This window comes from Microcystis sp. M_QC_C_20170808_M9Col (assembly GCF_007095495.1).
GTDB lineage: Bacteria > Cyanobacteriota > Cyanobacteriia > Cyanobacteriales > Microcystaceae > Microcystis > Microcystis aeruginosa.
Map to the genome: position 1 here is coordinate 27,629 of NZ_SFBZ01000166.1, position 12,342 is coordinate 39,970.

Sequence of the window (12,342 nt, forward strand, 5' to 3'; positions counted from 1 at the left end):
TGGAAACCCCTTCATGAGTCTATCATCCTCCCCTGTGTCCCCTCCGGTCAAAGAAAATGACTGGAGATTATTATTAAGGTTACTTCCCTACGCAAAAAAGCAAAAAGCCCTGCTATTTTGGTCATTAATACTTCTTTTTCCCCTATCTCTCACAGGGGCGATCCAACCCTTAATTATCGGTCAAGCGGTCTCCCTTTTGCAAAAGGAACAAACTTGGGATTTTTTGGCTCGAATGCCCTTAACAGCAGCCATTAATACCCTAATTATTATCCTCTCGGCTTCGATTATTTTACGACTGATTTTAGGGACAATGCAAGGTTATCTAGTGCAGAAAGTCGGTCAGTCAATTACTGCTAATGTTCGGGAAGATTTATTTACCCATGTCACCTCCCTTTCCTCCAGTTTTTTTGATCGCTCTCCCGTGGGACGTTTAGTCACTCGTTTAACCAGCGATGTGGAAGCATTAGGAGAAGTTTTTGCTAGTGGGGCGATCGGAGTTGTCAGTGATTTGGTCAATATTTTAGTTATTATCATCACCATGTTTACCCTGCAATGGCAATTAGCTCTATTGTTGGTGTTGATGTTATTTCCCGTCACTGCTTTAATTATCTTTTTTCAAAAACAATACCGCATCGCTAACTATCAAGTACGCGAGGAATTATCAAAACTTAATGCCCAATTACAGGAAAATATAGTCGGAGTTAATATTGTTCAATTATTTCGCCGCGAACGCTTTAATGCTGAAATGTTTCGCACTATCAATACTCACTATCGTCAATCCCTAGATAAAACAATTTTTTATGATTCTGCTGTCTCGGCCACTTTGGAATGGATCGGATTAATTGCCGTGGGAGGAGTATTATGGTTAGGCGGGATTTTTATTCTCCAGAAAACCATTGATTTTGGGGTTTTATCAGCTTTTATTTTATTCTCCCAACGTCTCTTTAATCCCCTACGTCAGTTTGCCGAAAAATTTACTATGTTTCAATCGGGTTTTACTGCTATAGAACGAATTGGTGAATTAATTAGTATTCCCATTGAAATCACCGATTCTAACAATTATAAAGAGATTTACTTCCCAGAAAAACGTCAAACTGGCGAGATTATTTTTGAGAATGTTTGGTTTGGTTATAAACCCGATGAATATATTATCAAAGGTCTCAATTTTACCATTCATCCAGGGGAAAAAGTCGCTTTAGTTGGTCCCACCGGTGCGGGAAAAAGTTCGATTATTCGTCTTCTCAGTCGTCTTTACGAACCAAGTAAGGGCAGAATTCTAGTGGATGGTATCGATATCCGTTATCTTCCCCAAGCGGAATTAAGACGTTATATCGGTGTCATTCTCCAAGAAACTTTTCTCTTTGCCGGAGATGTTACTCGCAATATTACTTTAGGGGAAAATTATGATTTTGAGCAAGTGAAGGCAGCCGCTAAATTAACTAATATCGATCACTTTATCGAGGAGTTACCCGATGGTTATCATACCCTTTTACGGGAACGGGGCGCAAATTTATCGGGAGGACAAAAACAATTACTCGCTTTTGCGAGAGTCGCTATTCGTAACCCCGAAATTTTAGTTTTAGATGAAGCTACCGCTAGTTTAGACGTGGGGACAGAAGTATTAATTCAAGAAGCTTTAGAACAGATTTTAGTCAATCGTACTGCTATTATTATCGCCCATCGTCTCTCCACTATTCGCGATGTCGATCGAATTCTTGTCCTTAAACGCGGGGAATTAGTCGAATCGGGAACCCATGAAGATTTATTAACCGAAGACGGCCTCTACGCTAGTTTATATAAACTGCAAATGTTAGGCACAGATAGTTAACAGTTATCAGTGATCAGTTATCAGTTATCAGTTATCAGATTAAAGTGATAAGTGATAAGTTTTAAGTTTTAAATGATATTATTCGCCGATCAATCTTCACTAATTACTGTTTACTGATTACTGTTTACTGTTTACTGTTTACTGTTTACTGATCACTGACAAATCCCCCACTTCCCACTTCTCACAATGCCTTCGCCAGAATCTGCTCCGCTAATATCACAACTGCAAAAAAAAGTCAATAGTTTAGACGTACCATTTTATGCACCAGGGCATAAGCAGGGGGAAGGAATCGGGGAAGATTTAAGTAATTTACTGGGAAAAAGCGTCTTTAAAGCCGATTTACCCGAATTACCCGACCTTGATAATTTGTTTGCCCCGACGGGGGTGATTAAAGAAGCGCAAATTTTAGCAGCCGAGACATTTGGGGCAGATAAAAGCTGGTTTTTAGTCAATGGCTCCAGTTGTGGCATTATTGCGGCGATTTTAGCCACTTGCGGCGAGGGAGATAAAATTATTTTGGCGAGAAATATTCATAAATCGGCAATTTCGGGCTTAATTCTCTCTGGGGCGCAGCCTATCTTTATCAATCCCGAATATAATCCCACTATCGATCTAAATTTAAATATAACCCCCCAATCCCTCGAAAATGCCCTGAAACTCCATCCCGACGCTAAAGCGGTGATGGTAGTCTCTCCCACCTATCAAGGGGTTTGCTGTGACTTAAAAACTATCGCCCAGATTACCGATCATTATTCTATCCCGCTGCTCGTCGATGAGGCTCACGGGGCGCATTTTGCCTTTCATCCCGATTTACCTCCGGCTGCCCTGTCTCTCGGCGCTGATATGGCTATTCAGTCCACCCATAAGGTTTTAGGGGCCTTAACTCAAGCATCGATGTTACACTTAAAAAGCGATCGCATTAGTTCCGAAAAAGTCGATCGAGCCTTACAATTAGTTCAAACCACTAGCCCTAGTTATTTGCTTCTCGCTTCCCTTGATAGTGCTAGAAAGCAAATGGCGACGCAAGGACTAGATTTACTGACCAAAACCCTCGATTTAGCCGCTTCGGCCCGAAAAGAACTCAATAAAATCCCTAATATCTCTGTTTTAGACTTTCCCCATTCTATCCCGGGTTGTCACTGGTTCGATCGCACTCGTTTAACGGTAATCGTCAAAGATTTTGGCTTAACTGGTTACGAAATAGACGATATTTTGCGAGAAAAATACGCCGTCACCGCAGAATTACCGACTTTAAGCCAACTTACTTTTATTATCTCCATCGGCAATCATCGCGAACACATTAATCGCCTAATTACTGCTTTTCAATGCCTTCAATCTCCTGACTCTACCAGTTTACCCCCCACTCCTGCCCCAGTCACGGGAAATTTGGCTATTTCTCCTAGAAAGGCTTTTTTTGCCCCTACAGAGATAGTATCCCGGAAAAATGCCCTCGATCGTCTTAGTGCTGATGTTATCTGTCCCTATCCCCCCGGTATTCCCGTTTTGATGCCGGGAGAGTTAATTTCTCAGGAAGTCCTCGACTATCTGCAAACTATTTTAGACCTCGGTGGCACGATTACTGGCGGTAGTGATGATAATTTTCAAACTTTCAGGGTTTTAAAATAATCGCAAAATTATCCGATATATTAACCGGAAAAAGGCGGTAATAGCAATGGCTCCGATGGCTGCCATCACGGCAATGATAGCAATTTCAGGAAAACTTAGGGTTCCTTGCAGTTGCGGAATTAACAGGAAGGCGAGAGTAATTGCTGCTAGAATCGGTAAATCTCTCCCTTCAATCACTTTTTTAAATAATGCCAAAACTAAGCCACCTAAGATCATAAAAGCGATGACAATTCCTACCGAGGGGACTAAACTATTTAAGGCAATTACTAATAATGTCCCCTCAAATCCTGTAAAGGCAGCATTAGCGAAAGTTTCCCCAAGAGAAAAGCGGGAAGTTTTTCTAATCACTGGAGAAGCTGGAGGGGATGGAGGAATTGGAGAAGGTGGAGGAGATGCAGGAATTGGTGAAGGTGTATTTAAAGCGGTTAAAACTTCTCCACAGGATTGAAATCTATCCAGGGGATTTGCTAGTAACATTTTATTGAATACTCGGGCTAAATCTGCACTGATGTTGGGGGCATAATTTTGCCAATTCCAGACCTGTTTTTGGGGATCGTATAGATCATCAGGATCGCGATTAGTTAAGAGCATAACACAGGTAGCTGCTAGGGCATATAAATCCGTGGATGCCGATACCTGATTGCCTAATTGTTGTTCGGGAGGGGCAAATCCTGCCGAGTAAATTGTTGTGGATTTCTCTTGTGTATTACTAGGGTTATTGGTAGCCTGTTTTACTGCCCCAAAATCGAGTAAATAGAGGCGGCCATTTTTGGATAGCATGATGTTAGATGGTTTTATATCCCGGTGAATGGAACCATTTTCATGAATAAATTTGAGGATAAGAAGTAATTCTTCGAGAATGTTTTTAACTTCACTTTCTTGAAAGGGTTTTTGTTGCTGTTGGAGAATTTCTTCTAAGTTTTTACCGTCGATATATTCCTGGGCCAGATAGAAAAATTGCTCTTCTTTTCCCGTTAATTGATTCTTGACTGTTAAAGGGAAAAAAGCATAGAGATCGGGGATTTGGGGATGTTCTCGTCCTAAATCTTCTAAAACGTGCGCTTCTTGAAAAAACAAATTTTTCGCTTTTTCTAAAGCTTGCGGACTTAAATTACCCGAAGGTTGAAATTGTTTGAGTACACATTTAGCTTTTTTGGGACTATAACGATCTAGCGCTAAAAATGCCGCCCCAAATCCTCCTTGTCCCAATAGACGTTCTGGCAAATAACGTCCCCCTAAAATTAATGGCATCCCGCAAGTAGTACAATATTTCTGCTCGATCGAGGTTAAGCGATTGCTATCGTCTAGGTCTGGGCATTGATTACGCGGTTTCGGACAGTGGGGACGCGTACAAATAACTTCCATAGTCACTGTTTCCCGTGGTACTGCTCTTAGTTTAGCTACTACCGGCAATTCGGGTTAAAATTTTTGTTCTTGAGAAAGAGTTAAAAAGAGCGTTCGTAGGCCGACACGGATTCCCATCATACTACAAGGTTAGCAGAAATTTTGGAGGTTGTCAAGTCTTTGGCTGAAAAAAATTCAGCCGGATAAGGGCGGTTATCTTCATGGTGGGGTGGGAAGTCTCGGCGCTTTTCTTAGTTGAAAGAGCGGGCCAGACGACTAACCCCAGTGTGTAATAACTGTTCCAAGCTTTGGCGATCGCTGATGGCTTGAAGATTGATCACAAAACAGGTTAAACCCAGTCCAAAGAGGATAAAAGTGGGGGCCATAACCACACCAATCATCAACCAGGTGGCGACGTGGAGAAACATGGTGAGGGCGAACAACAAAGCTAGGGAAGCAATGGGGAAGACTTGACGGGTAGGACGACCGAAATAGAGAAAAAGAACCGTTAAAAGGGTGGTTACTAAGTTAGCAGGTACTAAAAAGGCACAAATCGAGACGCAATAGTTGCGGGAAAATTCAGCGAGAGTATTAAAATCTATCATTAATATTACTTTACAATTGCCTGAGTCTTAGTACTCTCGATTGTAGCGGAAAATTTAGATGATCGGGATGAAGGTGACTAAAGGCTGTGGTGCAATAGATTTTCGAGAGGGAGCTAAAACGAGGATCGGGGTATAGATCCTCCGGTTATAATGAAATCTGGGAAAATGACACCGCCCCATCCCGAAAACTCTTACCCCTTGCTAGGTATAATTGATCGCAGGAAAAATTTTATGAGTAAATTTGTCTTTGTCACCGGGGGAGTCGTCTCCAGTATTGGGAAAGGAATTGTCGCCGCTAGTTTGGGAAGATTGTTAAAAAGTCGGGATTATTCCGTCTCAATTCTGAAATTAGACCCCTATATCAACGTGGATCCGGGTACGATGAGTCCTTTTCAACACGGAGAGGTATTTGTCACCGATGATGGGGCCGAAACCGACCTCGACCTTGGCCACTACGAACGTTTTACCGATACGGAACTATCCCGTCTCAATAGTGTGACTACTGGCTCGATTTATCAAGCGGTATTGAATAAAGAGCGCCGTGGTGCTTATATGGGGGGAACTGTGCAGGTAATTCCCCATATTACCAACGAAATCAAGGAAAGGATTCTCCGGGTGGCCAAAGATACCAACCCCGATATTGTCATCACAGAAATTGGTGGTACGGTGGGAGATATCGAATCTCTGCCTTTTTTAGAAGCAATTAGGCAATTTAGGAAGGATGTGGGCCGAAATAACGTGGTTTATATGCACGTTACCCTAATTCCTTGGATTCCGGCGGCCAAGGAGATGAAAACGAAACCGACGCAACACTCGGTCAAGGAATTAAGATCGATCGGTATTCAACCGGATGTGTTAGTCTGTCGTTGTCATCTACCCCTACAACCGGGGTTAAAAGAAAAACTCTCAGCTTTCTGTGATGTGCCGGTGGAATCGGTGATTACTGCTCAGGATGCCAGCAGTATCTACGAAGTTCCCCTCAATCTGGAAAAAGAGGGATTAGCGCAACAAACCCTAGAATTATTAAACCTGGGTCCCCGATACCCCCATCTGGAGGAGTGGGAAAATCTCATCCGACAGATGCAATCCCCCGGTCAAAAATTAGAGATAGCTATCGTCGGTAAATATGTGCAATTGGGGGACGCTTATCTCTCGGTGGTAGAGGCCTTGAAACACGCTGCTATTGCCCTTGATAGCGAGATAGAATTGCGTTGGGTAAGTGCCGAAGATGTGGATCACGATTCGGCCGAAGCTCATTTAAGCGGTGTTGACGGTATTGTTGTACCAGGTGGTTTTGGTATTAGGGGTGTGGATGGCAAAATTAAGGCGATCGAGTATGCTAGGGTCAATAATATTCCTTTCTTGGGTCTCTGTTTAGGGATGCAGTGTTCGATTATCGAATGGGGTCGCAATGTGGCCCGATTAGAAAGGGCCAATAGTTCCGAATTTGAAGAGGATACACCCAATCCAGTGATTAATTTACTGCCAGAACAGGCAGATGTGGTGGATTTAGGGGGAACAATGCGCTTAGGTCTCTATCCCTGCCGTTTAAATCCCGATAGTCTGGCTTTCTCCCTCTACGGTCAGGAGGTTATCTATGAGCGCCATCGTCACCGTTACGAGTTCAATAATGCCTATCGTAGTCTCTTTTTCGAGACTGGTTATCTGGTGAGTGGCACTTCTCCTGATGGTCGTTTGGTGGAAATTATCGAACTACCAAAACATCCTTTTTTTATTGCTACCCAATTTCACCCCGAATTTCGCTCTCGTCCCAATAAAGCTCATCCTCTCTTTTCTGGTTTCATGAAAGCGGCCCTCAAAGGTAGAGAGGAAAAGTTCTCCCTTAGTAGTCAGCATTCAGCTATTAGTTAGGGTTTGCTGGTTCTATTGGCTCAAAATCTGGTTTTTTGGGGGGAAACCCCCGAAAATTTGTCATCTTAACCCCAGTCTGGCCTAGGGTTTTCCGAATTGACGTTGATAAACCACTTCTTCCTTGCCAGATTCCAGTTTAATATCCGAGCGAGGATAGGCCACACATAACAAAGCATAGCCTTCTTTTTGCAGGTCGGGGGATAATCCCATGCCATCACCTTGTTCAACGCTACCCTGGGACAGTTGAGCGGCGCAGGTAGTACATACGCCCGTATTGCAAGAACTGGGTAAGTCAATCCCCGCATCGTAGGCTGCCTGTAGTATAGTTTGATCTTCCCTAACTTCGATCGTTTGTGTGGTTCCTAAATGGGAAATTTCTACTTTGTAGGTTGTGGTCATAGCTAATGAATGATGCTGTGAACTTCACCTATTTTATCATTCTAGATTGCGGATAGAGGAGAGAGGGGGGAAATCTTTACCTAATCAGATTTTCACCGGTCGGCAGATAATTGATTGTCATGAAAGATGATAAAATCCGAAAAAGTAGTAACTTTTTCTGGCAATTTGCCCTGTAGTTAAAACGAACAAAAGAGAGAATTTACTTCTCTCTTTTGCTCATGAAAATTATGCCAATTTTTAGATAACCGAGGGGAAGTTATTCTATTTGTAATTGGCTCTCGTGTCTTTAACCGCCGCCCAAAAAAATAGGGCTGTTAATGGTACACTTGCCGCTAGAATTAAGCTAGTGGTGGTATTGCCTAAATCCGGTTCTCCCGAACTAATTTCAAAGACACAACCCACACCAGCGATCGCTGCAATACAGGATAATAACAATAAAACGCCGCTTTTCGGGGTCATCTTCACTCCTCACCTAAATTAACTAATGCCTTTATTTTGTCACTTTCTCGACGGGTTTCACCGCTTGCACGGAAAAACCGTGTTTTTTTAATTCTTCATTGAGTGCCAAATCGTTATCTACTCTGTCCACGAACATGACACCATTAAGATGGTCCATTTCGTGTTGAATTACCCGCGCTAGTAAACCGTTAGCTTGCAGTTTTCGCGGTTTCCCCTGTTCATCTTTATAACTCACTTCGATCGCTTGGGGACGGATGACATCTAAAAACACATCGGGAATACTCAAACAACCCTCTTCCGCTTTGCACAATTCCCGACTATAACCGATAATTTGGGGATTAATCAGAATTAGGGGCGGATTTTCCGGTTTATCGTGTTCACAATCGATGACAATCAATTGTTTATTGACTGCCACTTGCGGAGCCGCTAAACCGATACCATTGGAACTATACATAGTTTGCAGCATTTCTCTGGCTAATTGGCGGATGCTGTCATCGACTTTAGCAATCCGCTTGGCCGGTTGACGCAGGACTCGATCGCCGAGATAATGCAGTTCTAAAGGGGGTTTTTCTAATTTGCGTTTTTCTACGGTAATAGTGGCGCTCATAAACTTAATTATCGATGGGATGCACAATTTTGATCTTAGTCACTGGCTCTGGGGGATTTCTCAGGAAAAGGGAGAAAAAAACCCAGACCCTTCATAAAATTTTACACTGATCACAGACAGTTCGTCCATATCAGGGGGTGGGAAGTGGGGAGTGGGGAGATTTTTCAGTTATCAGTAAGCAGTAATCAGTAATCAGTGGGGGAGTGGGGAGAAGGGAGAAAAAAGCTGATTGTAACTGGCTACTTATTAGTAATTGGCATCCCTAACCATTGGCTTAATTCTGCTGCTAACCATTCAATTTCGGGTTGACTCAGATATTCTTTTGTTTTACTGCTAATAGTATATTCTTTAGTCCCCACCCAAATAGTTAAAGCCATCGGTACATAAACTCGATCGCCATCACCATCTTTGCTATGATAACTATCAGCTTTCACCAGTTTATTAATATGTTGCCGTGCCATTTTCTTTTTGCCCGGAAGTGTCAAACCCCAAATTCGCTGAATGGCCACAATTTCTTGACTATCAATAGTGATAATTTCCTCCCCTTTGAGACAATAAATAATCTGGTAAAGCATTCCTAAACCCACAAACCAAAAAGGCACGGAAAAGAGCAGAAAAAACCAACTTATCCACAGAGGAATGGAAACTGCTCCTCCTGTCCATACTAATAAAAAAGCGTTCCAAGCGATGGCAAAAGCTCCAAGAAAAATTAATTTAGGGGTAAAACCTTCGGGAGGTAAAGATATTTTAATTTTCTCCTCGTTTTTTTGCAACTGTACCCGACTCCCTGCGGGTTTTTCAAGGTTCGAGGCAGTTAATTGCATTTCGTGGAGAGTATTTAAAGCTTGATTTGCTGCTTGTGCTGAAATAAACCTTTTTTCGAGACTAGGTTCGATTAACTGCCCTAACCAATGAACAAAAGCAGGGCTTAAATTGGCTAAATTATTTAATTGAATCTTGCCATCTTTTTGGGGTAAATCGGCGGGATGAATGCCTGTAGCTAGATAAATTAAAGTCGCTCCTAAACTGTATAAATCAGAAGCGGCAACGGTGCGACCACCGAATTGTTCTGGGGGCATATAACCGTAGGTTCCGACGATAGTTAAAGTGGCTTGTTCCTGTTGGGCAACAGTCTGGACAGAACCAAAATCAATTAAATAAACATTGCCGATACTATGACCCGATCGATCTTTTAATAAGATATTACTAGGTTTCAAATCCCGGTGGATAATTGGCGGGTTAAGTCCATGGAGATAAATTAAAATGCCTAGGATAGATTTAGCTAATTCTTGCAGCTCTAATTCACTAAATTTGCGGCCATTTTCTATCTGTTCCTTGAGAGATTTCGCCTCGATATAACTCTGAACAAGGGCAAAACCTTGATAGGTATCGGTGCGAACTTCAAAATAGTCGATATATTCAGGAATCGAGCGACAATCTAGATGTTTAAGAGTTTCGGCCTCCCGTTCAAAGAGTTTTAAATCTGTCCATTCAAAATCGGGACTGAAGATTAATAATTTGACGACAACAGTAGTACCCGTTTTTAGATCTTGGGCGAGAAAAGTGCGTCTTCCGGTTTGTTTACCTAACTGACTTTGAATTTGATATCGATCGCCTAAAATTTGCCCTGTCAGCATACAATATATTCCTAGGATAATCCTAATTCTAGGCTAATCGAGAAATTTCTCAGCCGCAAGCTAAGAAAACGGAAGTTTGACCGAATCATCAAAACTTTAGCGTCTCCCATGATAAGCTGTTGACTATCTAAATTACTCGTTAAGACTGCAGCGGAGTTGGGAGAGGGGAGCGGAGAGATAGTACAAATGCTCAGGCTGTCAACTTCAGAGCTGCCATGCAGTCTGAAGGAGTAATTAAGCTCTTTATTTTTTACAAGAGGTCTATAGTCAACCGCTTAGTGTACAAGGGAGCAGCCAGTTTAATTCCGATCGAGGTGGAGTTTCCTGATATAGTTTTAAAAGCAGTCGGTTCAAGACAAAAAGACATGGTTACTAGGGGCGAACGAGGAGTAGAAGTGAGGAAAAACGAGAGCTTTTCTCTGGCTTCCTATCTGGAGGAAAAGCGGTTGATTGTCGAGTCAGCTTTAGATAGCTCTTTAGTTATCGGCAATCCTGCCAAAATCTACGAGGCGATGCGCTATTCTCTCCTCGCCGGTGGCAAACGTCTGCGGCCGATTTTATGTCTGGCTACCTGTGAATTGATGGGGGGTTCCCTAGAGATGGCTTTACCCACCGCTTGCGCCCTGGAAATGATTCACACTATGTCATTAATTCATGACGATTTACCCGCCATGGATAACGATGATTACCGACGCGGGAAATTAACCAATCACAAGGTTTTTGGCGAAGATATCGCTATTTTAGCCGGGGATGGTCTCCTGGCCTACGCTTTCGAGTATGTGGCTACCCAGACTCGTAATGTACCTCCCCTACAGATTTTAGAGGTAATTGCCCGTTTAGGTCGCACTGTCGGGGCAGCGGGTTTGGTGGGGGGTCAGGTTTTAGACTTGGAATCCGCAGGAAAACCCGATATTTCGGCGGAAACTCTCGGTTTTATCCATACTCAGAAAACCGGGGCCCTGTTGGAGACTTCTGTGGTGTCGGGGGCAGTTTTAGCGGGGGCAAAAGCGGAAGATATAGCTAAATTAGCCCGTTACGCTCAAAATATTGGCTTGGCTTTCCAAATTATCGATGATGTTCTCGATATCACGGCGACAAAGGAGGAATTGGGCAAAACCGCCGGTAAAGATCTACAGGCAGAAAAAGCCACCTATCCTAGTCTCTGGGGGATAGAAGTGTCCCGCCAGCAAGCTCAACAGTTGATAGATAGTGCCATCGGTGAATTGAGTGGCTACGATGAGGCCGCTGAACCTTTACGGGCCATCGCCGAGTATATTGTTAATCGTAAAAATTAAATTAAACGAATGAGATTATGCAGGACTTCGAGCAGGTGTTACACAATCAAATACTGCTAGTCTCTCTTTTAGCTTGTTTCACTGCCCAGGGACTAAAAGCACTGATTGAGTTAATCCGGGATGGTAAGGTGAGTCTGCGCTATCTAGTCTCGTCGGGAGGAATGCCTAGCGCTCACTCGGCGCTGGTGGGGGCCTTGGCTACTGGGGTAGGATTACAGATGGGTTGGTCTAGTCCCGAATTTGCGATCGCCGCGCTTTTTGCAGTTATTGTTATGTATGATGCGGCTGGAGTGCGTCAGGCAGCAGGAAAACAGGCCCGGATTCTCAATCAAATTATCGATGAAATGTTCCAGGAGGGCAAGGAATTTAACGAGGAACGTTTAAAAGAATTAATTGGTCATACTCCTTTTCAAGTGCTGGTCGGTTTAAGTTTAGGTATCGGTATCGCCCTGGTGATGCTCTGTCATTAATTGAGGTGTTTTCTGGGGTTGAGATAAACTAGATTTAATAACTGAAAATCCGGGGTAATCACCCATACACTCATCTCTTTTTTTCAATATTGCTAATGATCGTGCACTTTCTAAAGCTCGATCAGAAAAATACTTAGGGCGAATCGGATGTTCTAAAATTGTTACTATTCCCCTTTCTACAGTCTTAATAACTTCAGAAA

The 12,342-nt window shown here is 42.9% G+C and carries 11 protein-coding genes and 1 pseudogene; 5 read left to right on the forward strand and 7 right to left on the reverse strand.

The features are described 5' to 3' along the window. The first annotated feature begins 13 nt into the window (after window positions 1-13). Both EWV68_RS09875 and EWV68_RS09880 read left to right on the forward strand, forming a co-directional pair. The gene (locus EWV68_RS09875) at window positions 14-1,828 is read left to right on the forward strand and encodes an ABC transporter ATP-binding protein (RefSeq protein ID WP_287169658.1); all 1,815 of its coding nucleotides are present in this window, start codon (window positions 14-16) and stop codon (window positions 1,826-1,828) included. A gap of 186 nt (window positions 1,829-2,014) precedes the next feature. Further along, window positions 2,015-3,454 (forward strand): aminotransferase class I/II-fold pyridoxal phosphate-dependent enzyme, encoded by a 1,440-nt coding sequence (locus EWV68_RS09880; RefSeq protein WP_287169659.1) that lies wholly within the window; start codon window positions 2,015-2,017, stop codon window positions 3,452-3,454. Here EWV68_RS09880 and EWV68_RS09885 read toward each other — a convergent pair. Then, window positions 3,446-4,819 (reverse strand): serine/threonine-protein kinase, encoded by a 1,374-nt coding sequence (locus EWV68_RS09885; RefSeq protein WP_061431281.1) that lies wholly within the window; start codon window positions 4,817-4,819, stop codon window positions 3,446-3,448. The two genes, EWV68_RS09880 and EWV68_RS09885, sit on opposite strands and share 9 nt — an antisense overlap. A gap of 230 nt (window positions 4,820-5,049) precedes the next feature. Then, window positions 5,050-5,403: a hypothetical protein gene (locus EWV68_RS09890; protein WP_061431282.1), complete on the reverse strand. Its 354-nt coding sequence runs from the start codon at window positions 5,401-5,403 to the stop codon at window positions 5,050-5,052. 231 nt (window positions 5,404-5,634) lie between these two features. Between EWV68_RS09890 and pyrG the strand changes: the two genes are divergently transcribed. Next, complete coding sequence (gene pyrG / locus EWV68_RS09895; RefSeq protein WP_287169660.1) at window positions 5,635-7,275, forward strand: glutamine hydrolyzing CTP synthase; 1,641 nt, start codon at window positions 5,635-5,637, stop codon at window positions 7,273-7,275. Between the two features lie 81 nt (window positions 7,276-7,356). Here the strand turns inward: pyrG and EWV68_RS09900 are convergent, their stop codons facing one another. The 4 genes from EWV68_RS09900 to EWV68_RS09915 all read right to left on the reverse strand — a co-directional run bounded on the left by EWV68_RS09900 (window position 7,357) and on the right by EWV68_RS09915 (window position 10,377). Continuing rightward, on the reverse strand, window positions 7,357-7,674 hold the full coding sequence (locus EWV68_RS09900) for a 2Fe-2S iron-sulfur cluster-binding protein (protein WP_287169661.1): 318 nt from the start codon (window positions 7,672-7,674) through the stop codon (window positions 7,357-7,359). A gap of 261 nt (window positions 7,675-7,935) precedes the next feature. Further along, entirely contained in the window at window positions 7,936-8,133 is a 198-nt protein-coding gene (locus EWV68_RS09905; protein ID WP_061431284.1) for a hypothetical protein, read from the reverse strand. A gap of 31 nt (window positions 8,134-8,164) precedes the next feature. Further along, entirely contained in the window at window positions 8,165-8,740 is a 576-nt protein-coding gene (gene def / locus EWV68_RS09910) for a peptide deformylase (protein WP_002748816.1), read from the reverse strand. Between the two features lie 239 nt (window positions 8,741-8,979). Further along, entirely contained in the window at window positions 8,980-10,377 is a 1,398-nt protein-coding gene (locus EWV68_RS09915) for a serine/threonine protein kinase (protein WP_287169662.1), read from the reverse strand. Window positions 10,378-10,742: 365 nt separating this feature from the next. On the opposite strand from EWV68_RS09915, the gene crtE reads away from it, so the two are divergent. Next, a complete protein-coding gene (crtE, locus tag EWV68_RS09920) occupies window positions 10,743-11,672 on the forward strand; it encodes a geranylgeranyl diphosphate synthase CrtE (protein WP_287169664.1) in 930 nt (309 codons plus the stop codon). 17 nt (window positions 11,673-11,689) lie between these two features. After that, the gene (locus EWV68_RS09925; RefSeq protein WP_061431286.1) at window positions 11,690-12,142 is read left to right on the forward strand and encodes a divergent PAP2 family protein; all 453 of its coding nucleotides are present in this window, start codon (window positions 11,690-11,692) and stop codon (window positions 12,140-12,142) included. Here EWV68_RS09925 and EWV68_RS09930 read toward each other — a convergent pair. Next, window positions 12,104-12,342, reverse strand: a pseudogene (locus tag EWV68_RS09930) (hypothetical protein); the annotation flags it as partial. The gene EWV68_RS09925 and the pseudogene EWV68_RS09930 overlap by 39 nt on opposite strands.

Excerpts from the sequence above, each read along its gene's own strand:
- pyrG (WP_287169660.1), top strand. The coding sequence starts at position 5,635 with ATGAGTAAATTTGTCTTTGTCACCGGGGGAGTCGTCTCCAGTATTGGG.
- EWV68_RS09880 (WP_287169659.1), top strand. The coding sequence starts at position 2,015 with ATGCCTTCGCCAGAATCTGCTCCGCTAATATCACAACTGCAAAAAAAA.
- EWV68_RS09925 (WP_061431286.1), top strand. The coding sequence starts at position 11,690 with ATGCAGGACTTCGAGCAGGTGTTACACAATCAAATACTGCTAGTCTCT.
- EWV68_RS09890 (WP_061431282.1), bottom strand. The coding sequence starts at position 5,403 with ATGATAGATTTTAATACTCTCGCTGAATTTTCCCGCAACTATTGCGTC.
- EWV68_RS09905 (WP_061431284.1), bottom strand. The coding sequence starts at position 8,133 with ATGACCCCGAAAAGCGGCGTTTTATTGTTATTATCCTGTATTGCAGCG.
- EWV68_RS09900 (WP_287169661.1), bottom strand. The coding sequence starts at position 7,674 with ATGACCACAACCTACAAAGTAGAAATTTCCCATTTAGGAACCACACAA.
- def (WP_002748816.1), bottom strand. The coding sequence starts at position 8,740 with ATGAGCGCCACTATTACCGTAGAAAAACGCAAATTAGAAAAACCCCCT.
- EWV68_RS09875 (WP_287169658.1), top strand. The coding sequence starts at position 14 with ATGAGTCTATCATCCTCCCCTGTGTCCCCTCCGGTCAAAGAAAATGAC.
- crtE (WP_287169664.1), top strand. The coding sequence starts at position 10,743 with ATGGTTACTAGGGGCGAACGAGGAGTAGAAGTGAGGAAAAACGAGAGC.
- EWV68_RS09915 (WP_287169662.1), bottom strand. The coding sequence starts at position 10,377 with ATGCTGACAGGGCAAATTTTAGGCGATCGATATCAAATTCAAAGTCAG.
- EWV68_RS09885 (WP_061431281.1), bottom strand. The coding sequence starts at position 4,819 with ATGGAAGTTATTTGTACGCGTCCCCACTGTCCGAAACCGCGTAATCAA.